Source organism: Shimia sp. R11_0 (assembly GCF_017744035.1).
GTDB lineage: Bacteria > Pseudomonadota > Alphaproteobacteria > Rhodobacterales > Rhodobacteraceae > Shimia > Shimia marina.
Map to the genome: position 1 here is coordinate 66044 of NZ_JAGHQY010000005.1, position 23946 is coordinate 89989.

At 58.5% G+C, this 23946-nt stretch carries 19 protein-coding genes; 7 read left to right on the forward strand and 12 right to left on the reverse strand.

Annotation, left to right across the window (positions count from 1 at the left end; all coding sequences use genetic code 11):
- Nucleotides 1-85: 85 nt before the first annotated feature.
- Both J7382_RS11725 and J7382_RS11730 read right to left on the reverse strand, forming a co-directional pair.
- On the reverse strand, nucleotides 86-1777 hold the full coding sequence (locus tag J7382_RS11725; RefSeq protein WP_209069218.1) for a hypothetical protein: 1692 nt from the start codon (nucleotides 1775-1777) through the stop codon (nucleotides 86-88).
- Between the two features lie 17 nt (nucleotides 1778-1794).
- Nucleotides 1795-3483 (reverse strand): DUF3131 domain-containing protein, encoded by a 1689-nt coding sequence (locus J7382_RS11730; RefSeq protein WP_209069219.1) that lies wholly within the window; start codon nucleotides 3481-3483, stop codon nucleotides 1795-1797.
- Nucleotides 3484-3659: 176 nt separating this feature from the next.
- Here J7382_RS11730 and J7382_RS11735 point away from each other — a divergent pair, with 176 nt between their 5' ends.
- The gene (locus tag J7382_RS11735) at nucleotides 3660-5696 is read left to right on the forward strand and encodes an ATP-binding cassette domain-containing protein (RefSeq protein WP_209069220.1); all 2037 of its coding nucleotides are present in this window, start codon (nucleotides 3660-3662) and stop codon (nucleotides 5694-5696) included.
- On the forward strand, nucleotides 5677-6885 hold the full coding sequence (locus tag J7382_RS11740; RefSeq protein WP_209069221.1) for a biotin/lipoyl-binding protein: 1209 nt from the start codon (nucleotides 5677-5679) through the stop codon (nucleotides 6883-6885). The genes J7382_RS11735 and J7382_RS11740 overlap by 20 nt, the downstream gene beginning before the upstream one ends.
- Nucleotides 6886-7014: 129 nt before the next feature.
- Here J7382_RS11740 and J7382_RS11745 read toward each other — a convergent pair whose 3' ends face one another.
- Genes J7382_RS11745 through J7382_RS11765 form a run of 5 tightly spaced genes read right to left on the reverse strand, consistent with a single transcriptional unit; the run spans nucleotide 7015 to nucleotide 13739 of the window.
- Complete coding sequence (locus tag J7382_RS11745; RefSeq protein WP_209069222.1) at nucleotides 7015-8343, reverse strand: DUF3131 domain-containing protein; 1329 nt, start codon at nucleotides 8341-8343, stop codon at nucleotides 7015-7017.
- Nucleotides 8321-10192 (reverse strand): cellulose synthase catalytic subunit, encoded by a 1872-nt coding sequence (locus J7382_RS11750; RefSeq protein ID WP_209069223.1) that lies wholly within the window; start codon nucleotides 10190-10192, stop codon nucleotides 8321-8323. Before J7382_RS11750 ends, J7382_RS11745 begins: the two co-directional genes overlap by 23 nt.
- A 49-nt stretch (nucleotides 10193-10241) precedes the next feature.
- Nucleotides 10242-11087, reverse strand: coding sequence for a hypothetical protein (locus J7382_RS11755; protein WP_209069224.1), 846 nt, complete (start codon nucleotides 11085-11087; stop codon nucleotides 10242-10244).
- Nucleotides 11084-12586, reverse strand: a complete 1503-nt coding sequence (locus J7382_RS11760; RefSeq protein ID WP_209069225.1) for a sugar phosphate nucleotidyltransferase — start codon at nucleotides 12584-12586, stop codon at nucleotides 11084-11086. The genes J7382_RS11755 and J7382_RS11760 overlap by 4 nt, the downstream gene beginning before the upstream one ends.
- A gap of 13 nt (nucleotides 12587-12599) precedes the next feature.
- The gene (locus J7382_RS11765) at nucleotides 12600-13739 is read right to left on the reverse strand and encodes an acyltransferase (protein WP_209069226.1); all 1140 of its coding nucleotides are present in this window, start codon (nucleotides 13737-13739) and stop codon (nucleotides 12600-12602) included.
- A gap of 149 nt (nucleotides 13740-13888) precedes the next feature.
- Here J7382_RS11765 and J7382_RS11770 point away from each other — a divergent pair, with 149 nt between their 5' ends.
- Nucleotides 13889-14431 carry an OmpA family protein gene (locus tag J7382_RS11770; protein WP_209069227.1) on the forward strand — a complete coding sequence of 181 codons (543 nt, stop codon included), beginning with the start codon at nucleotides 13889-13891 and terminating at the stop codon, nucleotides 14429-14431.
- 283 nt (nucleotides 14432-14714) lie between these two features.
- Complete coding sequence (locus tag J7382_RS11775; protein ID WP_209069228.1) at nucleotides 14715-15536, forward strand: family 16 glycosylhydrolase; 822 nt, start codon at nucleotides 14715-14717, stop codon at nucleotides 15534-15536.
- A gap of 13 nt (nucleotides 15537-15549) precedes the next feature.
- Here the strand turns inward: J7382_RS11775 and J7382_RS11780 are convergent, their stop codons facing one another.
- From J7382_RS11780 to J7382_RS11790, 3 genes are all read right to left on the reverse strand, one after another.
- On the reverse strand, nucleotides 15550-15690 hold the full coding sequence (locus tag J7382_RS11780; protein ID WP_209069229.1) for a hypothetical protein: 141 nt from the start codon (nucleotides 15688-15690) through the stop codon (nucleotides 15550-15552).
- 130 nt (nucleotides 15691-15820) lie between these two features.
- Nucleotides 15821-17575, reverse strand: a complete 1755-nt coding sequence (locus tag J7382_RS11785; protein ID WP_209069230.1) for a methyl-accepting chemotaxis protein — start codon at nucleotides 17573-17575, stop codon at nucleotides 15821-15823.
- Nucleotides 17576-17813: 238 nt separating this feature from the next.
- The gene (locus J7382_RS11790; protein ID WP_209069231.1) at nucleotides 17814-18419 is read right to left on the reverse strand and encodes a nicotinate-nucleotide adenylyltransferase; all 606 of its coding nucleotides are present in this window, start codon (nucleotides 18417-18419) and stop codon (nucleotides 17814-17816) included.
- Between the two features lie 561 nt (nucleotides 18420-18980).
- Here J7382_RS11790 and ettA point away from each other — a divergent pair.
- Nucleotides 18981-20648: an energy-dependent translational throttle protein EttA gene (ettA, locus tag J7382_RS11795; protein ID WP_209061092.1), complete on the forward strand. Its 1668-nt coding sequence runs from the start codon at nucleotides 18981-18983 to the stop codon at nucleotides 20646-20648.
- A gap of 280 nt (nucleotides 20649-20928) precedes the next feature.
- Here ettA and J7382_RS11800 read toward each other — a convergent pair whose 3' ends face one another.
- Nucleotides 20929-22431, reverse strand: a complete 1503-nt coding sequence (locus J7382_RS11800; protein WP_209069232.1) for an AAA family ATPase — start codon at nucleotides 22429-22431, stop codon at nucleotides 20929-20931.
- A gap of 167 nt (nucleotides 22432-22598) precedes the next feature.
- On the opposite strand from J7382_RS11800, the gene J7382_RS11805 reads away from it, so the two are divergent.
- Both J7382_RS11805 and J7382_RS11810 read left to right on the forward strand, forming a co-directional pair.
- On the forward strand, nucleotides 22599-22967 hold the full coding sequence (locus J7382_RS11805; protein ID WP_209069233.1) for a hypothetical protein: 369 nt from the start codon (nucleotides 22599-22601) through the stop codon (nucleotides 22965-22967).
- A 227-nt stretch (nucleotides 22968-23194) separates the two neighbouring features.
- Nucleotides 23195-23410 (forward strand): hypothetical protein, encoded by a 216-nt coding sequence (locus tag J7382_RS11810; RefSeq protein ID WP_209069234.1) that lies wholly within the window; start codon nucleotides 23195-23197, stop codon nucleotides 23408-23410.
- A gap of 76 nt (nucleotides 23411-23486) precedes the next feature.
- On the opposite strand, the gene J7382_RS11815 is transcribed toward J7382_RS11810, so the two are convergent.
- The gene (locus J7382_RS11815) at nucleotides 23487-23864 is read right to left on the reverse strand and encodes a BrnA antitoxin family protein (RefSeq protein ID WP_209069235.1); all 378 of its coding nucleotides are present in this window, start codon (nucleotides 23862-23864) and stop codon (nucleotides 23487-23489) included.
- Nucleotides 23865-23946 lie beyond the last annotated feature (82 nt).

Below are 23946 nucleotides of genomic sequence, written 5' to 3' on the forward strand. Positions count from 1 at the left end.
AGTGTGCAAGCGCTTTGGCGGCGCTGACGGGGTTGTGACGCGGGCGCATAAAACGCCTGCAAGGCTTGGCAAATGCGCACTGCAATCAAGGCGACACCTGCGTCTTTGAGGCCTGTCGAGCCATTTCCTGCAACTGCGGTAAGGCCGCTGATTTAAAATATTGCGACAACAACACATAGTCCTCTACCCGCACTGCGCTCTCCGCGTCGTTTTGCTGCGGTGCGCCCTGCACTTGCAGATCATTTTCCAGCTCGGCCAGAATCTGATCCACCAATGTGCTGTGATACATCACCCCTGCTGCGGTTTGTGTTGGCGCGCTTGCCCCCAGCTGGGTTTGCGACCGCGCGGGTGTCCCCCCAATCGGCGCAGGCGTCAAAGTTTCAGGGCGCAGCTTCGCCTCCTGTTCGGCCCGCAGGGCAAACTGCTGCGCCGCCTCTTGCGACATACCATAGCGTTGCATCAGGAAAGGCACCGTCTCCGCCTGCGCCCTACGGACCGCCCCTTCAGTTGTGGCAACCAACGGCTCGGGCACGGCGAAGCCCTCGGCCACGCCCTGCGCGGCTCCCTCGCTCGGCCACCCCATCGGTAAAGCTGCCTGCGGACTCTGCGACGCGCCACCACTTACGACAGAGGGCGCGGCCACCGGTGCACGCAGGTTTTCAATCTGTGTCTGCATCGCGGCAATAGCGGCACTCAACTGCGCCAGCGTCGCAGTATTCTCCGCCTCACCTACAGGCCAGGCAGAAGGCCGCGTCATGGGGTCCATCGGCACGCGTGTATCCTCCTGAGAGCGCTCAAAATCGTCTGTGCTGCTCTGAAGGCCCTGCTGCAATATGATGTGTTTGAGCGTTTCGATCTCTGCGCGCAGAGCCTCGGCTTGACCAAGCTCCGAGGGCGTTCCCATCGGCCCTGCATGCGCGGTGGCGGGCACTGGCGGCAAACCCGCTGGTGCCGCAACAGGCGCAGGCGCAAATGCAGCACCGGCAACAATCGGCGCCGCCGTGGTGGCCGGGGCCCGCGCCACCGGAGCACCAGCAAGATTGGACAGATACTCAGGGGCGAGAACCTGCGGCTGCGGCATCGGGGAGTTCCAACTGGCGGCTTGTGTCATGGTATTGGCCGCCCCGGCCCCTTCGGCATTGGGCACCGGCCACCCTCTCGGTAAAACAGAATAGTCCTGCCGCGCAGCAATCCAGCGCAGATAGGCCGTGACCGCGGAAAATCCCTTGAGCGATACCCGCCCGACTTCGACCCCACCACGCCGGGTGACCAGATCGCCTCCCGCCCCCAAAAGCAGCTCCAACTGCACATCAAGAGGCTGCAAAATACGCTCTGGCACCTGTATCTCCGACACACCTTCCATCACGTAAAACGTATCTCCCGCCAGCGCATCTTCCAGCTTCAGCTGCAACTGCCCGCGTTCGGTCAGGAAAACTTCCATGCCGCTCTTGCGGGCGGCACAGGCATAGGTGCGTGGACGGCAAATCACCTCAAACACATCTGTGTCCAGACGTGGCGTTGGCGCAAAACGGGCATAGCCATCCGGATCAAACCGAAAATACACCCCCTCCACCAGACCTTCCTGAAAACTGGGCCAGCCAAAGGAGCCGCGCAAGGCCTGTCGCGCCTCACGCGCCCCAATGGCAAAGGGAATCGAGGTGTCCAAAATGGCATTTTCAGAGGCAAAGGCCTCTGGCCCGCCCCCCGTGGCATCCGGTGCCTGCCCGCCCGCAGGCAGCCCCCAGACCAACAGGAAGCCCATCAAAGTCATTCGCACGTGCTTGGGATATCTCATCAGAAATCAGCCTTCTCTTGTACGGAGTGACGCAGCGCAGGCAGCCAGTCCTCTTTTTGCGGTGGGTCGGGGTAATTGCGCAGCAGACGAATGTCCTGATCGCGAAAGGCGGTGTACCAGACTTCGGTATCGCCAATGTAAGGTGTCAGGATGGTGCCCTGCACCTTATGCAGCAAGGCGGTCAAAATAATGCCGTTGTTATTGGCGGTGAAAATCTCAACCCGGCCCTGCCCCCGCTCATAAAGCCCTTCAAACATGCCATTTTCAGGATCATAGAGTTCAATCATCGCCTCATAGAGCACATCGGTATATTCCGTGTCCCACAGCGCCCAAAGGCCCAGCGCCGCCTTGCCCGAGACAGCCGCATGATCGGGCACATAGTCCCCCCGTGGCGTGACCGTATTCCAGGGGTAGCCGTCTGAGAAAATCGTATCGTAGGTGAAATAGGGCGGCCCCTTCACATTGTGCTCTGAGCGCGCGGTCATAAAACCCGTCTGACGCCAGCGGTTCTCCTGCACCTGATAGATCCGGTCCGCAAACTCCGCCCGCCAGCCATCCGTGTGCACCCAGGCCGGGCTGCTGTCATCATGGGGCATGTCAAAGCCAAGCTCGAGCCCATCTTGAAGGTAGCTTTCCGTGACCACGTAGTTCTGAGAGTGAAACACCCGCGGGTCACGCCCATCATAGGGCACTTGCACCCCATAGATTGACGCCGTCAGAAAGGGTTCTGCACGATGGGCCAGACGCGGCTGAAACCCCCAGAGCGCAAAGCCCTTTGCGGCATATTCCTCATAACCCAGCCGCCCTTCCTGTGCATAAACGGTTTCATCTGTTTCGGAATCCACATAGGCTCCAAACATCAACCCTTCTGCATCCAGCACATTGCGGAAATCCCATTTCAACAGAACAGAGTCGATCGTGTTGGCGAGATAAGGATAGCGGTTCTTGCAGATCCGCATCCAGACCAGAAATCGGCCGATATCCAGCGCAGAAAACCCAATCTCTCCGGGCTTATTGGTGTAATCCACCTTGGCGCCGGTCTGAGTGTGATACACTTTGTTGGGCAGCTCTTTGCGAAACAACTCCAACCCTTTGATGGTCGTCAAAAGCTGCGTGATGCGCCGGTCGAACTCCGGCTTTTCAATCAGGCACAATTCATAAGCCGCCACCAATCCGGCAATATAAGACGCTGTATCCCAAAGCGTGGTTGACGGATAATTACCGACCGAATTGGCAAGGCCGGTATTGGGCTGCGTATAGGTCTCGAAATAATGCCAGGCCACCCGCGCCGCGCGCAATTCCCGCTCATTTAAAAACCCCCGTCTGGCGCGATATTTCCGAATATACCCATTGTATTTATCATAGCCATGAACCGCCCCCTGCGCGCGCGGCAATGTCTCAAAAAAATCCTCAGGCATGTCACACATGCGCGGGGGTTTCACATGCCGTTCCTCCCCAAACACCATACTGGTTGTTACGCTGGGCAGATTGCCACGCATCAAGGCAGGAATATCATCCAGCGCGCCGCCTGCGATGATGGGAATGATCTCTTCTTCCTGCGCGAGAAAAATCTTACGCGCCGAAATCCCCACGCCATAGCTCGCCCCCCCAAGCGATAGCACCGCCATGCAGAAAACGACAATCCCCCACCACGGAGACCGTTTGCGCAACCCATCATCACTCTTCATAAAACACACTCCAAACGGAACACATTTATGAAAATCCAAATACGTTAAAAAAATACAACCAGCAAAAAAAGTCCAAAAAACAAAATAAGAACAAAATGATAAGAAATAATTGAAGATCAAGTAATTGTTAACTCATGGACCGTATCGTTGAGAATGTGTTTTGAGGTGTTTTGGTTATGTCTGATGTGTCGTCCCAACCGGGTGCTGGCCAGCCTGTGTCGTCCGGTTTGAAGACCACGCGCGCAACATCGCGTACAACGTCCGCTGCTGCGCAATCCGCGGAAAAATCTGCCACAGTGATGGCCACGGCGTACCGGGATCGCGCTACGCCAGCCTGGGCGGCCTTTATCTCGGTGCTGTTTTCCATGGGCGCTGGTGTCTGCCTATTGGCAACCGCTGTTTTTATTGCGTTTTTCTATGATCAAGTGGCTCTAAATCAGCAGAGCATCCTGGCCCCCCTGCTTTTTGCGGGCGCGCTTGTGCCCATCATAGGCATTCTGATTTTTGATGTTGGCCATGCACGTGCCCTCGCAGGGTATCGCTACATGCGGCTACGTCATGCGGCACTTGGGCGCGCAGTGGTAGGGCTTCTGGCGGGAACGGTGCTGGCCATGCTTGATCTGCGGCTCGTCCTCCCTTTTGTGCTGGGCGGGGCACTGGCTTGGGGGCTGAGCCGGCTGGCGGATCGGGGCCTGCCCGGGGAGCCGCTTTGGGCCTTTGTGCCGCAGGAGGCTGTCTCCTTTCTGTCTGGCCGCGATCAGCGTGCGGTGGATATGGCCAATGCTGCGCGCGGCGAAAGCCCGCTGTTCACCGCACTATGCCGCGCCCTGGGCCTCAGCACGCTGATCGGGGCGCTTGCACTGGCAAGCTGGCTGACCGCACAGGATGTGCTGGATCTTTCAGCTGTGGCTACCGTCGCACTGATCACCGCCTGGTCCGTGCAGGCTTTCATCGCCGTCTTCCGCCAAAATACGCGACACGACCCGGAAAACACGCATCGCGCCGTTGAGGTTGTTTCACTGCCCGCTCCCTATGTATCCGAGGACGCAGAGACAGACACCGCCCTGATTGTCAGTCATCTATCGGTGCGCGCCCCAGATGGCCGCCTCTTGCTGACGGATGTCTCTTTTCAGGCCGAGCCGGGTGCCATTATCGGCATCTGCGGCGACAGTTTTTCAGCAAAATCCCTACTGATGCGGGCCCTGCATGCCCCCCATGATATGACAGGGCTGTCTGTGCGCGGCCATGTGGCGCTGCATGGCACCCCCCTGTGGGAGCGGCACGCGCATGAGCGCCAGCTGAGCAGCGTCTTTGTGCCACCAGAGCTCCTGTCCGTGCCCGGTGGCGGCGCGAATAATCTCACATGTTTTGCAGACGAGGCGCAGGTGACGCGGGCACGACGCGTGCTGCAATCCCTTGTGTTTACCGCAGATACCGTCAATCGCATCGAAACCACGACGGATGTCACCCATCTGTCGCGCACAGAGCAAAAGGCACTGTCACTGGCCCGCGCCCTGGCACTGCGGCCACAGCTTTATCTCTTTGACCGCCCCGAAGATGGCGCCAATGAAACTCTGATGACGGCCCTGAGCGATCGTATCCGGGCCGAATCCCGCCTTGGCCACATCAGCCTGATCATCACCGAAAACCGGCGTCTTCTGGAGGCCTGTGATCACCTTCTGATGATGCAGAATGGCCGCGTCATCGAATTTGCCCCAACCGCCGAAATCCGCGCCCGGCAATCTTCCGGCTGGAACCGATTTGTCTGCCCCCGCGATCTGGATCAGGAGGAGGCGCTGGATGGTTGGGTCTGCAGCCAGTTCCGTCGCGACGGAGATGAGGCCAACCGCCGCGCGGTCTGTATGGTGGCCAATGAAATGCTCAGTGTCGCTTGTCAAACCGCGCCGGGCCCAGAATATGCCGCCGATCAATTGTCATTTGAGTTCAAACACTTCGCGGGTCACTGTCAATTGAAGATGATCGACACCCGCCTCGCCCTGTCCTCGGGCGCAATGCAAAAGGCGCGCGCGGCGGCACAAACATCTGTGGAAGGGGAACGGCTCTCTCCTCTCGCCAAAATCACGCGAGATTGTCTCGAGGTGGAGACCGGAGCCACACAGGGTGACGGCCATCTTCTGGTGACCATCAAAACCTATGACCCACGCCTGTTGAGTGGGCGCAAGGTGGATAGCGATGCAACACCCCAAGCTTGATATGCGCGCGCCCCGCTTCATAATGCTGCGCCCTTTGGTCTGGCTGATCTGGTCCCTGCTGCTCTGTGCCCTTCTCGCACTCAGCGCCTGGGCCTTCGCCCGCCACATCCCGGTGACCCAGAGCCAGCATCATATCGGCCAATTCGAGAGCACCGCAGAGGTCAGTCCGGTGGTCTTACCCGCAGGGGTTTCACTTGCCGCCATGATGGTCGCGGAGGGAGCGGAGGTGACACAGGGGCAGAAGCTTGCCCGTTTTGATCAGCCCCGCCTGCGCGCCGCCATCTCAGAAACCGAAGCCGAACTGGCCCGCAACACGCGGCACCGTGCCTGCCTCCTGCTGGGTGAGGGCACCCTCAGATCCCCAACGGAACCGAACCGAACGCCCCCTCTCGAAGATCTGCGCACAGAGGCGTTGCAGGCCGAATGCCTCAATCTGCACCATCGCCATCGCCTGAAGCAGGAGCGACTGATGCACCGGCGCGACAGCCTGCGCCGGGAAAGCGCCCTGGCCGTAGAGGAGCTTCTGATGCGCGCCAAGGCCACGCAGGAGCCGGTGCGGCAAATCCTGAAACTGCGCGCCGCGCTGGAGCGCGAAACGCTGGAGAACCTGATCCGCGATCTCGAATTTGCTCTGGCATCGCTCCAGGAGGATCATCACGAAATCATCTTGCAGGAGGTGCAGCAGTTGGAAAGCCGCGCCGACCTTCTCGAACAACGCCTGCAAACCCTGACCTCTCAGAATGAAAGCCCCTGGCTGCGCGCCCCCCAGAACGGTCAACTGGTCCGCCTGCGTGATCTGACCGGCTCAGAGCCCCGTAATCTTGACCTTGTGCTGGCGCAGGTGCTGCAAAGTGGCGAAACCCGCTACGAAGCCCATGTGGATCTGCCCCGCGCGCAGGCGGAGCTTTTGCCCATTGGCACGACACTCTCCATGCAGCTTGCGGGCCTCCCTCCGGCACAGCGTCAACTTGAAGGCCAGGTGATTGACCGCTCAGAAGCCGTAGCTCAAACACCCGGAAGCATGCGCCTCACTCTGCGTTTTGCCACAACCGAGTTGCCCCCCATGACACAGGAGGCACTGGCCAGCTTGCCGGCCGGCACACGTTCCACCCTGACGGTGGCACTCCCCCCGCAACGCCTGTCCGACATACTCCGCACCGTGGCCGCCCCCATTTTCACCGCTTTCTAAAGAGATGCTCTGGCGTTCACGCCCCTGCGCAAAATCGCTCGGGCCTTCAGAAGCATAAAAGGGCGCAGAAACCGCGCCCTTTCTTTGTCTCACATCTCTCTATGCGCCCCTCACGCCGTCCTGTGACACCTATTGCAACAACGGGCCTCGATGTTTGTAGTGCAGCGCTTCCAGCACAACCGCATTGGTGTTCAGCGTCAGAGCTGCATTGATCCGCCCATCCACCTCATAGCGCCCCGCCAGCCAACCCTCAGGCGTGGCCAGATCCCGCAACGCCGCCCGCAATTGCTGCGTATATGCACTGCCATAGAGCGCATCCCAGCCCACCGCCGCCTTCAGACTGATGCTGCGCAACTGTGGATAATGTGCGCCCGCCTCACTCAAAACCGCCCAGTCGCGGCCATTGCCAAACACCGTGCCATAGAGAAAATGAGGGGCCTGATCGATGTGGTCTTCACTCACGCTGGTCAACTGTCTGGTGGCCCGAAACCGGGCTTCCTGAGCCTGATAGAGCCGCCCAGCCAAGACCGCAGCCTCCGCAGTCAACCCCATCTCGAACGCCTGCATCAGATAGGGGTCACTGGCCACCGGAGTGATCGCGCCAAAGCTGCGCGCGCGCCGCCGATCGGTACCCACTTGCACCCCCTGTATCTCCTGCCAGGCCAAAATCGGGCGTGCCGTGCTGGCATACAGCGAATCCAGCCCCCACAAGGCAGCCGCACGTGCACCATACTGCTCATAGCCAATCCGGCCTTCCTGCAGATACTCCGTCTCTCCCGCGTGGCGTGTCGCCCCCCAAAGCTGCCCTTCCGCCGTCATCGCCGCAAGATCCCAGCTCGCCAGAAGCTGACGCACACGTGGCCCAAACTGCGGCGCGCGCATTTCCAGCGCACGTAAGGCCATCAACAAACGGGCCACATCCAGCGCAGACCAGCCAATCCCCTCCGGCACAGGAGTGTTTTCATAGTCCACCATGGCCAGACTGCGCGTGTCATAGGCTTTGTTGGGCAATCGTCCCTCAAAAAGCGGCAGACGCTCCAGCCCGGCCAGCAGAGCAGCGCTCCGCGTCTCAAAGGTTTCACTCGTGATCAAACCAAGCCCTTGGGCAGCCACCAAAGCCATCAGATAAGAGCCCTGATCCCAAATGGTCGCGCTGGCATAGCCTGAGACAGCATCCACAAAGCCGGTCTCAGCGCGGTAATGCGCCGCAAAATAGGCCCAGGCCACGCGCGCATCCTGCCAATCCTGCGCAGTCAGCCCACGCGCGGGCTGTACCACAGGCATCTGCGCCGCCTGACCGCTGTCCGGAAAGGCCACCAGCCGGGTCTGACGCATCACATGCCCCCAGTCATCAGCGCCCACAGCCACACCAGCGGTGGCAAGAACCCCAATCATAAAGGCCACACTCACACGGTTACGACGGCGTGGGGCATCCCTAAATCGACGATCGACGGGCATGAAACACCTCCTTCTCAGATCGCATAGGTCTGGGCGGAAAGGACAACGCCGCCTCTATGTCGCCCGCATCCGACGACAGCACAGCGCCTTGAGACAATGCTGCGAGCGGCAGGCGTGCGACCAAAATCATGTTGCACATCAGCCAGAACAGGTTGACCACCAGCAACGGTGGGCTGAACCCCGGATCCCCACTCCACGTGCGCCAGATCCCTATCGCCGCTGCAGCGCTCATTGCCGCTATAACCAGCAGATGTGGCACAACGTGGCGACGTCCTGCGCCGCTCATGGGCAATTTGGGCGTCGGCGCAAATCCCGGCCGTTGTCCGCTTAGAACACAGTAAAGCGCACGCATATGCACCGGCAACACCGCCACCGAAAGCACCCGCCCCGCGCCCAGCCCATGGCCCTTGCACCCCCAGAGCATGGCCAATTCCCCCGCCAGAACTGCGGGCAAGAAATGCACAAAAAAGTCAACTGTATAGGCCTTCACCGGAGTCACACCTGTGATCAATGAAACCATCGGTGCCAACAACAGGATCGGCGCCCAAAGCAAACTGATGTAAGACCAGAAGGTCGCGCCATAGTGCAGCTTCTGCTGCCAGCTCAAGCCCCTGCGCCATAGCGGGTTGTCCCGCAACGCAATGTCAAAACTGCCTCCGGCATATTTCAAGCGCTGCCCTGCCCAGGCCTCAAGGCTCATCGGCGACAGCATCCGCGATTCCACTTGCGGATGATAGACGCTGCGCCAGCCTGCCGTAGATTCCTCATGAAGCAAAATCGAAGTATAAAGATCTTCTGAGACATGAAATTTATAAGGTTCCAGCGGCACCGCCCGGAGCTGATCTTGCACAGTCAGCCCCGCAGGCGCGCGCGCCACCTCCAGCCTGCCTACCGCGCAAGCCTTACGTTTGAGCGCCGCGTCAAACACCGCCTCCCGCCTATGTATGGATCCCGCCCCACAACAGAACGCCGCCCCATTGCGATTGCGCCGCCGCTGGATCACATCAAAGAAAATCGCCGGATCACTCATGAACGGATCGCTGCCAACGTACGTCCGCCCGGTGATCCATGTCATCGCCGCCCCTCCCCGGCGCGCCAGAGCACCCTTCGGAGAAAACCGCAGATGCTGAGCGAGCCAGGCGGCCCAGGGCTGCCCTTCTGGCAGATCGTAAAACCAATGCGGCGTCTGAACCCAGGCCACTTGAGGGTCACAAAAATAGCCCAGCGTATTGTTCAGAAAACTTGGAAACAGCCGCGTATCCGCATCACAGATCACCACAAAATCGCCGGATGTCTGCAACAACCCGTTGCGCAGATTGCCCGCTTTGAAGCCCTCATTTGTGTCGCGCGCGAAATAGCCGATATTTTCACGCGCCGCCAAATCTGCCATCTGGGCGCGGTTGCCATCATCCAGAAGCCAGATGCGCATGCGCACCCCCTCTGGCACCTGTACGGCTTTGGCCTCCTGCACCGAAGGCGCCACCACTTCTGGTGGCTCGTCATAGGTGGTGATGAAGACATCCACCGCAATGGGCCCCGCCGCCCCGTCCAATCCCGCCGCCTCACGCGTCTTGGGGGGGGGCCGCTGAGGTGTGTCGCCTTCCTCCCAGATATCAAACGTAAACAGCAGCGCGCCAAGATAAAACAACGTCTCCGCCCCGGCCACCAATGCTGAAAACAGCAGTGCATCAGGGTTCAAGGAGGTGGTCCAGCGCCAATGGAGATACAGCGCGCCGCTGGCAGCACTGACCCCGGCCAATCCATGCCACAGGCGTCTTTGCACAGGCGTCATAGGGGAATTGAACCGGGGCCTCCGGTTCTCAAAGGCCTTGAAGTAGGGCGTTTTCATGGACTGAAACTTTCTCAACGGTGTCAGACAACGGCATTGATTTTATGGTTCACCGCGAAGGCGTATTGACCTCCCGATGCGCTTGGATCAACGCATCGGCCACCCGCATGATCGCATCTGCTTCCGTGCCCTGATGATCCTTGGCCGTATTGCTCGTGGAGTAAGACCACACGCCCGCCGCCACTTTGATGCGCAGATCCCGCACCAAAAGCACGTCCTGCGCCAGGCTGGCAAAAACCGAATAGGTGTAATCACAAAGGTCCTCAGGATCGGAAAAGGAAAAATAGATGTTGAGCACCGGCTGCCCCGGCAGCCGCGACAGCTCGTCTTTACTGACCACGCGCAAACCCGCCGCCGAAAGCTTGCTGACAAACTCTCCCTGCAACTGACGACCGAAGTCCGCGCCGAAACCTGGCGGCGCCTTAAGTCCAGTGATATCCAGATGCAGCGCCTCAATCCCGCGCAGCACCTCGCCTTTCACCGATTTGGGCAAGGCCAGCGGATCAAATCCCAGCATCCGGCGCGCGGCATCCGGCTGACAGACCTGCGGCGCGCCTGCTTGATCTTTGGGCACATCGCTCTCAGGGCCCGGCCCCTCCTGCAAACCAAACAGGCGAAAAATATAGCCTGTGTTGTTGGTGATCAGGGGCCTGCTGGAATAGCTGCGCAACTCCTGACAGGTCGCACCTGCGGGGCAATGCGTGCCAAAATAGCGCACGCGTTCCCACAAGATCCAAAACCGATCACGGGTCAGATGGGGCAACGCTGCAGCCGCGCGCCCTGCCTGTGTCCCTGGCACCTCCGCTGTCTGCGCCAACAGTGGTCGGGCGGGCACAGCCAACAGACATGCCAGCAGCACCGCAACCAGCCCCTGCCCTATGCGCGCCAGCCTCATTGCGCCACCCTCCACGCCGGTGTGACCTCCCGATTATGCGCCGCAATGGGCCGATCGCCGCACCAACTCACGCCCTCCATCGGCTCTTGCGGCTGTTCACTGCCATCCGCAAAGCGATGATCCACGGCCCAATCCCCACTGACAATCATGTCATCCACCCAACTGCCCGGCGCCACAGCGGTTTGTTCCATCACGATGGAGCGCCGCACCAAAGCACGGCTTGAGACATGTGCCCCTGCGCCAATCACCGTAGGGCCTTCGAGCTTGGCCCCCGCTTCCACCACCGCATCCGCGCCAATGAAACAGGGGCCGACAATCACAGCCCGGGGAGCCACAACCGCCCCCGGGGCCGCCCAGACATGACGCCGGATTTCGCGCCCCTGCGGCGTGATCTGCGGCAGCAATCCCCGCAAGGCCCGTGAATTGGCCAGAAAGTAATCGCGCGGGCAGCCAATATCGCACCAGTCAAATGCCCCCTGATAAGCCTGTATGCGCCCCCCCGCCGCCAAAATGGCTGGCAGGAGATCATGCGCAATGTCCTGCTGCGACCCATAGGCCAGATGACGCAGCGCGCGTGGATGAAAGATGTAGATCCCGGTGCTGGCAAGGCGGGACGGTGCCTGCTCTGGCGTCGGTTTTTCCACAAACCCGGTCACACGCGCCTGCGCATCAATCTCAAGGATGCCGTAGTTTTGCACCGCATCACGCGGCACCTGCTGTACTGCAAGGGTCACATCCGCACCGCTGCGCCGATGCAGGGAGGCCATCTCCGCAAGATCAACGGTGCTGATCGCATCCCCGCACATGACGACAAAATCCTCATCAAAAGCTGACAGTTGCATCTGCATGGCCAGCAACGTGCTCGCGGAGCCCAAAGGCGCGGCCTGCCAGTGTGGCCCTAGGTAGCGCCCTTCATTGAAAAACTGCACCGGCCGCAGCCCCGCACTGCTCAGGCGTGCATGAAACTGCGGTCCGAGGTGGCCGGGATTGATCAGCACATCCCGCAGTCCAAATCCCGCCAGATGTGCCATCACATGCTCCAGCACCGGACGCCCCATCAGATCCAGCAATGGTTTGGGCGTCTGCGCACTTAGCGGTGCCATACGCCGGCCTGCCCCGGCCACAAGCACCACAGCTTTCATCCCGGCAAGCCGCCGCGCCCGAAACGCAGGGGCCGCAAGTGCCGCGGCGCGCGTTTCAAACACGGTCAGAAGCCGTGACAGCGCACAACGGTCAATTTCGCGAGCCACCGCCGGACAGGCCCCAAAAAAGCCAATCACCACCTCGCGCGGTGCGGCGCTCTGAAACTCGACAAGCCCTGCGAGCCCAGACCGGGTGATCCGACGCACCGCGCTCAAATCCACAAGGAAGGCGCTACGACCCCGCTGCACAGCTTGCACCTGCGCCCGTCGCAGCGTGCCAAAATCCGCAGAGGTCAATCGGCTGCAGGCCAGTTTGATGACGGTGATCCGCCCGTGATCATCGCTCATGGTGAGCATTGCACACTCCTTTTCAGATATCTTGCGGCTTCAGACGGCGACCCATGCCAGGCAGCGGCCCAAGCCCCACCGTCCAGGCGGTGCCGCGCCACCCTGCCAAGCCCCAGACAGCCAAACCGGTCATCGGCAGCGTCCAAAGCAGTTCCAGAACCATCAGCGCTGTTGGCGAAAGCGTGCTGTCACGCAGGGCAATCTCCGCCAGATCCAGAAACATCGGATGGCAGAGATAAAGCCCAAAAGTGTAGCGCGCCAAACGGCTGCTCCAACAGGGCCAGCTGCGATCTGCGCGGCTCAAACACAGGAGCAAGAGCACGGCCGGCATCATATAGTCTGCCCAATAGGCGGCCGGATCTGTCAGATCCCATCGCCCCTGCATCACAACCTGCACCGTCGCCAAGAGCTTGACCGCAAACAACGCTGCGGCCAACAGCGCCAGCGGCGCAAACCACTCTGCACGCACCTGCGCGCTGCTGCGCTCCCAAAGCCCCAAAACCGCGCCCGCCAGAAACCCATAGCCTGCATAGGTCAGAATTTTCACCGCGCGCATCACATATGGCAGCGCATCGCCGCCCCACAAAAGAGGGTAAATTTCACCCTCCAAGGCACTCTTTAAAAACAAAAAAGCCAAAATCAAAAAACCCCAAACGGGCTGTTTGCGCGCGCTTTGGTAGGCCGGATACATCAGCACCAAACCAAAGAGCGTTGGGATAAAATGCATATGGTATTTCACATCCCCCAGAAGCAGGAATCCCAGCCAGCCCTGCACGGAGCTCACCCTCTCCCATTGCGCCGCGCCATAGCCAAACGCCTGCGCCTTGATCAGCCCAAACCCCGCATAAAACACCGTCCAGAACACGAAAGGCACCAACAGGCGCCGCGCCTGATCCCGCATCACCACGCCATAGCTGCGCCGATGCCGCGCCTGCGCCATCAACAAAAGCAGCAAAGACACTATCAGGAACAGCTCCGTACGGGCCGTATAAAGCACCGTACGCAACAGCATCGGCACAACGCGCTCCGCAGCCGTCGCCTCAGGGAAGGGCTGCCCCTGCGCATCTGCGGTCACATGCAGACCAATCATGGAAATTCCGGCAAACAGGCGCAGCGTGTCAATCCACGCATGCCGCCCCGCCAGAGGACCTTCTGCAACCATGCAGACCACCAACACCAAACGAACAATACCAGAACATGATGGCAACCAATCTTCAACAAATGGTAAAGAAATTTGATGAGGGTTCCGAAGTGCGATTTAGAAAAAATAAACCCCTCGCCCATAGCCTTTTTAGGGTGAGGAGTTTTGTTATGCGGTTTTTTGGTTTTCGCCCCATCGCACTGGGGCTGTGTGGTCTGCTCTCTACGCCCGGCGCTTGGGCGCTATCACCCGATGAAATCTGTAGCCAGATGCAGGCCGCCTATGGCGTTCCTGCGGAAAATTGCCCCCTGCTCACCTCAGAGCCGGTGCCAGCGGCGCAAACGCCCGCTGCCAGCGCCCTGCCTGATGATATTGAGGAAAGTCATATTTTCTTTCCCTCCGGTGGGGCCCGGCTGGATGACACCGCCAAAGTCAAACTGGCCACAGTGGCCGCCGTATTGGAAAGCGCGCCCATGCGTACGGCCTGTCTGCGGCTGACCGGGCATTCAGACACGATTGGCAGCGCGCAGACCAATCAGGCGCTTGCGCTCCGACGCGCAGAGGCTGTTGCCGAGGCGCTCAAGATCGGCCTCACCGATAAGAGCCGCATTCTCGACGTGCGCTCTTTGGGCGAAACACTGCCTTTGCCAGATATCCCCTCCAATTCCCGCCGCAACCGCCGTGTCACAATCGAAGCCAAGACCTGCCCTTAAAGCACCTTGCGTTTTATGTGAGCCAATCAGATCGCCTTTTGCGTTTGACCGCATGAGAAAGGCCGAGAATAAGTGTTTCAGGTCAAAGGCTCACCGCTCTAGCCTCCTGCCCCCAGTTTCCCGATGAAGTCAGCCCCCAGCGCGCCATACGGTTCGCTGCGCGGCTCTTCGACCCAATCGTTAACCACTTAACCCTTTTTCGCTTGCCCCGCTCCCATTTAAATCCACTCCTAGATCATGGTTAACAGAAGGTTAAACGTGATATCGGGTGGGGACCTGAGACATGGGAAAATCACACGCAAACCGCAGCGCGCGCTGTGGGCTCTTTGCAGCTATCTACTTGGCATTCGCAACAACTGCTCCCGCAGAGTCGGGTACCGTGCTGGCACAGCGACCAACACTTCTGGAAACATTTAAGAAGCCCATTACACCAGACTGGCACAGGCACTGGGCCATCGCGCATTACAGGTTTTCTCATCCGTTTTTTGACACGGACTGGTCGCGCGACAACCTACATATCGACAAAGGACTGCACCTGACGCTCACTCCGCAAGACAACGCCGACAACCGTTTTCTCGGGGCCTCACTACGTCGCAAGGAGCGCACCCATTTTGGCCGCTATGAGGTCAGCATCCGCCCGGCCAAAGGCGCCGGACTGGTCACAGGTTTTTTCACCTACACCGGGCCGCATTATGGCACCCGCCACGATGAAATCGACATCGAATTTCTCGGTCAGGACACCACCCGCCTCAACATCGCGTGGTTTGTCGATGGCAAACTCTATGATCGCAAAGTGGATCTGGGCTTTGACGCGGCCCAAACGCTGCGCAGCTATGCCTTTGACTGGTTGCCCGACCGCCTGCGCTGGTATGTGGATGGCACGCTGCTGTTTGAGGTGACCGAGGAAGAAGCCCCTCTGCCCAAAGAGCCGGGGTTTCTTTTCGCCAATCTCTGGGCCGCCGATACCCCGCTGACGCACTGGGCTGGCACGGCCCAGACGGGCACCCATGCCAAAGCCTTTGTGGGCCACATGTCCTTCACACCTGCCAAAATCCCTGGTGCATCCCAACCTCAGAGCGGGCCAGACACCCACCCCGGCTCATAGGTATCCCCCTATCCTATTGTGCGTCCGCTTGCGGAGGAAACAGCGCGCTCGGTGTCACGGCCGCGCCCATATCGGCACCTGCCCATCCGGTGGCGGCAAGCGCCATCGCCGACAAAAACGTCAACGCACAAAAGACCTGAATGCGCTTACTCATGAGCCGCTCCAATCTGCGGCACCCGACGCGCCGCACACAGAGGACAATAGACAAAGCTCTCAGACATCTCACAGCCTCCCTTCTGGAGCACAAAAAACCGGGGCACCCAAGCGCCCCGGACACATCAGCTTTACGCAGACCGCTGGAAGCTGATGTCCTCATCATTCTCGGTCATCGCCTCAACCGCCGAAGACGGGCGGAAGCCTGCCACCAGTTCGGCCAACTCGCTGGCAGCCTCCTGAAGCGCACGCCCCTGCGCGCTGGAGCGGTCCACCAACGCTGCGTTTTGCTGCGTCACGCGGTCCAGATCCATCACACCAGAGTTGATCTCGGTGATCGCGGTTGCCTGATCACGGGAGCTTTCGGCAATCTGCACAGCCAGCGTGCTTACGTCCTGAATCTTTGTGATGATTTCCTCAATCGCCTTACCAGCCTGATCCACAAGATCCACGCCCACTTCCACCTGATCAGCGGAAGTATCGATCAATTCCTTGATCTCATGGGCGCTGGTCGCAGAGCGCAGCGCCAGTGAGCGCACCTCAGAGGCCACAACCGCAAACCCACGACCACTGTCGCCCGCCCGCGCGGCTTCCACACCTGCGTTGAGCGCAAGCAGGTTGGTCTGGAAGGAAATATCCTCAATCACCCGGTTGATCTCGCTGATCTTACCCGCACTGTCCTTGATATCCTGCATCGCATCCACGGCGCTCTTGACGATTTCCCCGCCGCGCAGCGCTTCGGACTTGGTGGCATCCACCGTGTTCTCAACAGATTTGGTCTGATCAGAGGCGCTCTGCACGCTATCGGTGATCTGGCTGATCGCGGCAGCGGTTTCCTCAAGCGTGGCCGCCTGATTTTCGGTGCGTTTCGCCAGGTTCTGCGTGCCTTCCGCCATAGAACCGGTCTCATCCTCGATCTGCGAAATCGTGCCGAGCACCCGGCCAATCACATCATCAAGCGCCTCTGCGGTCTTGTTGAAATCGGCCCGCAGCATCTCATAATCGTCTCCAAATGCGGTTGTTATGCGATGGCTCAACTGACCCTGTGCCAATTGGTTCAGACCATCTGCCAGTTCACCAACCACTTCGGATTGCGCCCGTGCGGTCTCTTGGGATTGCTCTTCCAGTGCCTTATTGGCCTTGATGGTCTGTACAAACTCCGTCACCGCACGTGCCAGTCGGCCCAGCTGATCTTTGCGCGTATCACTTGGCACCTCGCTCGCGGTATCCCCTTCACGCAGCGCATCAATGCGCTCAATGATGCCGCCCAGAGGCCGGGTCACACTCGCCGCGATGATGTAAACGATGAAGGCCATGACCAGAACCATCGCCACCCCCACAATCAGGGATTGCAGATACAGCTGGTTCACAGCCGTCGCCACACGGGTCAGATCGAAGCCAATCACCATCTCCCCAACAACCGTGCCGTCGCTGTGATTGACCGGGAATTTGATGAACTCCACATCCCCGACAGACAGCCGTGCGCTGGCCTCTTCCATCGCCAGAATTTCTGCGATCTGCGCGTCCCAGGCCGTGGCATCATCGCCTTTCACAACCACTTCGGCAAAAGCGTCCCCATCCACGAATACTTTCGCAAACAGCGCGTCTTCCATCTCCACAATGCCGGCAATGGCGCCATTGGCCCCATCGGTGTTGAAATCCCAGACAGCCGCCGCCACCGGAGGCGCCATAAAGGTCTGCGCCATCTCCAGCTCACTTTCAAACGCATGCTGATAGGTGGTAGTTTGAAGATTCATCCACCACACGGTGGAGCTGGCAAAGAACACAACGATACATCCGACAATCGGCAGCAGCAGCCGCCCCATGATCGAAAAACCCAAAAAACGGTCCAGCAGACGCGTTAGAAAGTTCACAATAAAGGCCATCGCCCAGTTCCGCAGTGCGGCCCCCAATTAGGCACCTGAGTGGAGGTGCTGTTGTCATCTCGGTCAGGAGGCCATCCAAGAAACGCCACGCGGCCTGCCCCAAAATCGGAACGCCGCCACGCGTGTCTCAGGCGCAATGCACCAAAGACAGCCCAGTCCTGCGAAGGTGAGCCTAGGAAAGTTGCGTTAATTGTTGCTTACAGCGAAAGCGCCGTTCACTGCGCGCCACGAAAAAAACTTAACTTGTTGTCCAAGCGCCATTTTTTCTGATCTCAGTGGAGCTGATCGCGCGCATGGGCATATTGGCAAAGCCCCAGACAGGCGCCGCTTTGCGACTCAGCAGCCGGTTCTGAGCGGGGTGCAGACGGGCCTTGTGAAACACCTGCGCCGCCTTGGCATGACGCGCCTCAAGCCGGTCTCCGGGGCGCGCCAGAACCCCCACCGGCACCCGCACCATGATCTCCTGCCAGTCGCGCCAGCGATGAAACTGCGCCAGATTGTCCGCGCCCATCAGCCAGACAAACTGCACCTGCGGCAAGCTCTTTTGCAGCGCCGCAAGGGTCTCTGCCGTATACCGCGTGCCAGCCTGCGCCTCAAAATCGCTGACATGCACGCGGGGGTGATCCATGATCGCCCGCGCCGCCGCCATCCGTCGCGACAATGCCGCCGGGCCGCGCGCCTTAAGAGGATTGCCGGGGCTCACCAGCCACCAGACCCGATCCAGCCCAAACCGCTTCATCGCCTCCCGCGTCAGATGCACATGGCCCGCGTGAGGCGGATCAAACGATCCTCCCAACAGGCCAATCGTCTGACCCCGCGCAACATATGGCAATCCGTAAGGCACGAGGTTTAGTGGGCTTTTGTGAGGGGAAGGTCAATGCTTCCTATCCCAAAACAAAGCTCTGGCAGTACCCCGCTAGCCAACAGGGCCTTGCGCAGCAAGATCCCGAGAGATGAGCCGCCCCCAACACCAAACGCATCGCAAATTCCTTCCACGTGGTCGCGCAGGTCATTGCCCTTTCGCCCGCGCTTGACTAGTCTTTCTAGTATTGAACAGTACAGCCAAACGTCCCAACACTTCAGGCAAACAGATTTGAAGCCATCAAAAAAATTCTGGAGAAATTTCTTTCTTGTGGCAGCCGTTGTCGCGCAGTCCTCGAACTTCGTATTATTGAAGTTCGGCATTAAAACAGGCATGACATGGGAACCCATCGCACTAGGTGCGTCACTGCTATGTCTGGTCGTTGTTTTAGATCAGGCGCAAAGCAAGTGACACACACGCACTCAAAGCGTGTGAGTCCATTGGAGCAATGCTGACATCCGAAACACCAACCTCCATTGCCCCCGCCCGCGCCCTCCGCTATCACACGCTCTAACGTGATTTTGGCGAACGGAGTCGGCTCCCATGGCATCTTATCAATATGTCTACCACATGCAGGGTGTGTCCAAGACCTACCCCGGTGGTAAAAAATGTTTTGAAAACATCCACCTGTCCTTCCTTCCGGGCGTGAAAATCGGTGTGGTCGGCGTCAACGGCGCTGGTAAATCCACCCTGATGAAGATCATGGCCGGTCTGGACAAAGACTTCACGGGCGAGGCGTGGTCTGCCGAGGGGGCCAAAGTGGGCTACCTGCCACAGGAGCCGCAGCTGGATGAAAGCCTCTCCGTGCGTGAAAACGTCATGCTGGGTGTGAAGGAAAAGAAAGACAAGGTTGATCGGTTCAACGCCATCGCCATCGAAATGGCGGAGAACTACACCGACGAGCTGATGGAAGAGATGACCGTCCTTCAGGACGCCATCGACAGCGAAAACCTCTGGGATCTCGACAGCCAGGTCGACATCTCCATGGAGGCTCTGCGCTGCCCGCCCGATGATGCCAATATCGCCGATCTCTCCGGCGGTGAAAAACGCCGTGTCGCGCTCTGCAAACTGCTGCTGGAAGCGCCCGACATGCTTCTGCTCGACGAACCGACCAACCACCTGGATGCGGAAACCATCGCCTGGCTGCAACAGCACCTGATCGATTACAAAGGCACCATCCTCTGCGTCACCCACGACCGCTACTTCCTCGATGACATCACCGGTTGGATCCTCGAGCTCGACCGCGGCCGCGGCATTCCGTATGAGGGCAACTATTCTGCTTGGCTGGAGCAAAAGGCCAAACGTCTGGAGCAGGAAGCCCGCGAAGACAAATCCAAGCAGAAAACGCTGGAGCGCGAGCTTGAGTGGATGCGTCAGGGCCAGAAAGCCCGTCAGGCCAAGTCCAAAGCGCGTATCGCCGCCTATAACGATCTGGCCAGCCAGTCTGAGCGCGAGAAAATCACCCGCGCACAGATCGTCATTCCAAACGGACCTCGCTTGGGCTCCAAGGTGATCGAAGTCAACGGGCTGTCTAAGCACTTTGGCGACAAGCAGCTGATCGAAAACCTCGAATTCTCCCTGCCGCCCGGCGGGATTGTCGGCGTGATCGGTCCCAACGGCGCCGGTAAATCCACGCTGTTTAAGATGCTCACCGGCCAAGAACAGCCTGATGAGGGCACCGTGGAATACGGCGACACCGTGAAGCTCAGCTATGTGGACCAGTCCCGCGATGATCTGAACGACAAAGACACCGTCTGGGAAGCCATCTCCGGCGGCGCCGAGATCATCGAGCTTGGTGATGCGCAAGTGAACTCCCGCGCCTATTGTTCGTCCTTTAATTTCAAAGGTGGCGATCAACAGAAACCGCTGAACCTGCTGTCAGGTGGTGAGCGCAACCGCGTACACATGGCGCGTCTCTTGAAGGAAGGCGGCAACGTGCTGCTGCTCGACGAACCCACCAACGATCTGGACGTGGAAACTCTCCGCGCGCTGGAAGACGCGCTGGTGGATTTCGCAGGCTGCGCCGTGGTCATCTCCCACGACCGTTTCTTCCTTGACCGGATCTGTACCCACATCCTCGCCTTTGAAGGCGACGCCCATGTGGAATGGTTCGAAGGCAACTTTGAAGACTACGAAGAAGACAAAAAACGCCGTCTGGGCCCGGATGCGCTTGAGCCAAAACGCCTCAAGCACAAGAAATTTACTCGGTAAATGTTTGGCGTCGCCAAATCACTTACAGCGCGTGGCAGGGTTTTGGCGCAGCCAGAACCCGTACGCGCCCCGGTGAGACGGCCCACAAACAGCTGAATGTCGAAACAAAAAACACCCACGCTCCCTCGGCGCGGGTGTTTTCTTTTGACCAACTTAAGTTTCTCCACTCCAAAGCCCGCAAAGCGGGCTTACGCGCTTTGCCTTCGCTCACTCTAACCACCTTGCACTTAGTTTCCCATTGGCACAGCACCGACAGGAAAGTTTTAGTAAGCCACTATTCTCATACGACTGGACCGAATAGCTGCATTGCAGCTTGCGTATTGTTGTGAAAATATCCGTCAGAAAAAATACGTAGTATTTCCACCCTGATTTGGTCGCTTTGCCAGTTCGGAATCGCATCTGCCAATTCCGAACTAATTGATGTAAGTAAATTCTTCGCAGCTCGTCTCTGTTCCGGGCCGGGTTCCTCAGGGATTTCCGCGACATTGTCCAAGTTTAGATTGAGATAAAAAACACCTGTCTTTTCACGCAATGTCTGCTCAACCAAGGCGCGATTTTGCGAAAGGTACTGAGCCACACCTACCTCGGGCGTCCAAGGCAGATACCTCAATTGGGCTTCGCAATTTTGAAAACGTAATTGCGTCTGAAGATCGTTATTGTCAACTGCATACTGCAGGGTTTCCGTCTTTGCATCCAAATCAAGAAACGCACAAACCTTGGTTTGAGCTGGAACTATTCCTCCACCTGTGTTCAGAAGGTTTATTACATTGAGTATGCCTCCGCCCTCTAAATAATGGACTGTGGGAGCGTAGGCAGCTTGGTTGCCAAATTTCCGAGAGATTACGCATCTTATCAGAGCCTCGGTAATCTCACGTGCTACGCCATCTTCCACGTATATTAACGTATCGGGCGCTCGCTCGTCCCCGAAGCCCAAATGCCCAAGTGCATAAGTTGGGTAACACCGGCTAATTACTTCTGTTCTATCATTCTCTTTCTGCAAAAGAGTAAGGTGACCTCTTCCAAAATACTTTATGAGTGTTGCTGAGTGCGTTGAAACAAGAATTGTCAAGTTCTTCTCGGCAGACGTTCTCTTTAAATACTCAACGAACTTGATTTGTGCCTTGGGGTGCAGAGCCATTTCAAGCTCGTCTATTAGAATAAGGGAATTATTGGGACAATTCATAATTGAACGAATTAGTTTCAAAACACAGAGCTCGCCCAATCCAAAGTTTTTCTCTGTGTGGTATTTAGTCGGGTTGCTGGCGATCCGTAGCAAGAAGGCCTTATTTCCGGCGCCGGTGGTTAAGTTTACTTCTTTTAAGCTGGAAAACTTTTGAGTATCAAAAATCGTATTGAGAGCAGCAACTAATGCTGCGTCTGGGTTCCGAATCCTCGCAGGTGTGAAATCTTGCGCGCTAGGTGTTATTCTTTCGGCTGTTGCTCCCGCAAAAACTACTGACGCATAACCAAAATCATTCAACACATTTGCATTTCTCCTAGGCAACGGCGTCCAGCGCTCACCGCGGTAGCCATAAGCAACACTTCTACCGTTGATTTCATAAGTAATTTTGGCGTTTCCATGGTCATCCAGCTGATGGCTTTCTGACGATGAAGGAAAGTGAACAGGAAACGCTTGCCCGAACCCAATTCGTCGTAGACAAGCTAGCAGCGTCGTTTTTCCAGAACCATTGGAACCAGACAACAAGTGGACACCAGGATTTGGAATGGAATACTCCATCCGAACAGTTCCTTTGAGATTTTCAATGAGTATTGAACCTGGCATTTGCGCTCCTCTAACTTGCAAAAAACTCTAAGTTGAATTTTTACCCGCCACAACACCTGCGCGACCAGCAACAAACATCACACCCCCGCCATCGCGCTGTAACACCTCTTAAAACCACCGCCTCGCGCCCCCATCCTCGCTAAGCCACCACTCACGAGGACCACTCCATGCGTCATCTGCTTCCTGCCCTCATCGCCGCCATCCTCATGGCCATCTTCATCGCGCTGGACACAGGTCGCAGCCTCGGCGCACATCCATGGTGGAGCCAGAAAACCCTCCTCATCGGCGCGCCAATCGGCCTGTTGCTCGCCACGCTTGCAGGCTTCAAGCTGCGCCCGATGCCACTCACGATTGCCACAATGCTTGGGGCCATTCTTGCCTTTGCCACCGCCAAATACGGCCAGACCCAGTTCGCAGCCTCCTATGCCGAGGATCAACTGGCAGGACAGCTCTGGTATCTAGGTTGGGTTGCCACGGGCGCACTGACAGCGGCAGGGCTGACCTCCGCGGCACAATGGGTATTGACGCGGGGATAGCGGGCACCACATCTGATGCAGGCGCAACAGCTCGCACACCTCACACGCTCCGGTGCATGGTATTTGCATGGTTAACCCCACGTGAACTCGGCACAAACCCACGCTCCCGCCGCATAGGCGCCATATTGCTGCCCCATTTCAAAGCCCATAGTGATCTTGACGCATTTGGGGTACACTAAGGCTACTCGCCTCAGCCCCCCGCCAGAAGGCATATGGAAAGGCGCATCATGGCTCTCATTCTGATCTTTGCTGGTAGCATGGCCGGGCTTCTCATCGGAGCCTTCCAGATGATGTTTCAGGATGCCTCCGTCTGGGCCTTGCTCACAACCTATTTGAGTTTCTCTCTGGCCTTTCCCGCCGTAGCGCTCACCTTGGCAATGGCCCTGGGCACGCTGCGTCCCAGCCATGATGAGACCGACCTCTTTAACGGCCATCAAGCCTGATCCACTCGCCTGCATATGCGCGCGACTGGCAATGCAGCAGCCATTCACCACCGTCGCAAATAAAGCGCGGCGCGCTCTATGGATCCTCCTCGGCCTCCCGCAACCACGTCATCACATCGGCCTCATGGCGGATCTCTTCGGCAATTTTCATCTGCGCCCATGTGGCCAGCAGACGGTTGATCCGCGCCTGATACCCCTTGCCCATCGCCCGGTAGAACTGCGCCACGGAGCGATCGAGATAGAGCGTCACTTTCTCTTTGGGCTCGCTGACCTCCAGATCCTGCTCAAGATGATGCCACGCCTCAGGAACCGCCTCGCGCACAGCAGCCCCCACCCAGGCCTGCGAGGTCAGCACCAACAGGTTGCGCGCCAAACCCTCGCGCGCGGCCCGCTTTGTTTTGCTGTCTCGTAATATCTTCTGACGCCCGCCAAAGGGCAATGATGGCTCTGCCATGACAATCCTCCTGTCATGAAGCCTGCCGCAAAACCCTTGCGCAATCCCAATCAGGGCGCACGCCCGCCGTTGCGCGGCCACG

Coding starts and splice junctions, on each gene's coding strand:
- J7382_RS11770 (WP_209069227.1), top strand. CDS start 13,889: ATGCGGTTTTTTGGTTTTCGCCCCATCGCACTGGGGCTGTGTGGTCTG.
- J7382_RS11815 (WP_209069235.1), bottom strand. CDS start 23,864: ATGGCAGAGCCATCATTGCCCTTTGGCGGGCGTCAGAAGATATTACGA.
- J7382_RS11765 (WP_209069226.1), bottom strand. CDS start 13,739: ATGGTTGCAGAAGGTCCTCTGGCGGGGCGGCATGCGTGGATTGACACG.
- J7382_RS11800 (WP_209069232.1), bottom strand. CDS start 22,431: ATGCCAGGTTCAATACTCATTGAAAATCTCAAAGGAACTGTTCGGATG.
- J7382_RS11730 (WP_209069219.1), bottom strand. CDS start 3,483: ATGAAGAGTGATGATGGGTTGCGCAAACGGTCTCCGTGGTGGGGGATT.
- ettA (WP_209061092.1), top strand. CDS start 18,981: ATGGCATCTTATCAATATGTCTACCACATGCAGGGTGTGTCCAAGACC.
- J7382_RS11805 (WP_209069233.1), top strand. CDS start 22,599: ATGCGTCATCTGCTTCCTGCCCTCATCGCCGCCATCCTCATGGCCATC.
- J7382_RS11785 (WP_209069230.1), bottom strand. CDS start 17,575: ATGGCCTTTATTGTGAACTTTCTAACGCGTCTGCTGGACCGTTTTTTG.
- J7382_RS11780 (WP_209069229.1), bottom strand. CDS start 15,690: ATGAGTAAGCGCATTCAGGTCTTTTGTGCGTTGACGTTTTTGTCGGCG.
- J7382_RS11775 (WP_209069228.1), top strand. CDS start 14,715: ATGGGAAAATCACACGCAAACCGCAGCGCGCGCTGTGGGCTCTTTGCA.
- J7382_RS11760 (WP_209069225.1), bottom strand. CDS start 12,586: ATGCTCACCATGAGCGATGATCACGGGCGGATCACCGTCATCAAACTG.
- J7382_RS11810 (WP_209069234.1), top strand. CDS start 23,195: ATGGCTCTCATTCTGATCTTTGCTGGTAGCATGGCCGGGCTTCTCATC.
- J7382_RS11745 (WP_209069222.1), bottom strand. CDS start 8,343: ATGCCCGTCGATCGTCGATTTAGGGATGCCCCACGCCGTCGTAACCGT.
- J7382_RS11735 (WP_209069220.1), top strand. CDS start 3,660: ATGTCTGATGTGTCGTCCCAACCGGGTGCTGGCCAGCCTGTGTCGTCC.
- J7382_RS11750 (WP_209069223.1), bottom strand. CDS start 10,192: ATGAAAACGCCCTACTTCAAGGCCTTTGAGAACCGGAGGCCCCGGTTC.
- J7382_RS11740 (WP_209069221.1), top strand. CDS start 5,677: ATGCAACACCCCAAGCTTGATATGCGCGCGCCCCGCTTCATAATGCTG.
- J7382_RS11755 (WP_209069224.1), bottom strand. CDS start 11,087: ATGAGGCTGGCGCGCATAGGGCAGGGGCTGGTTGCGGTGCTGCTGGCA.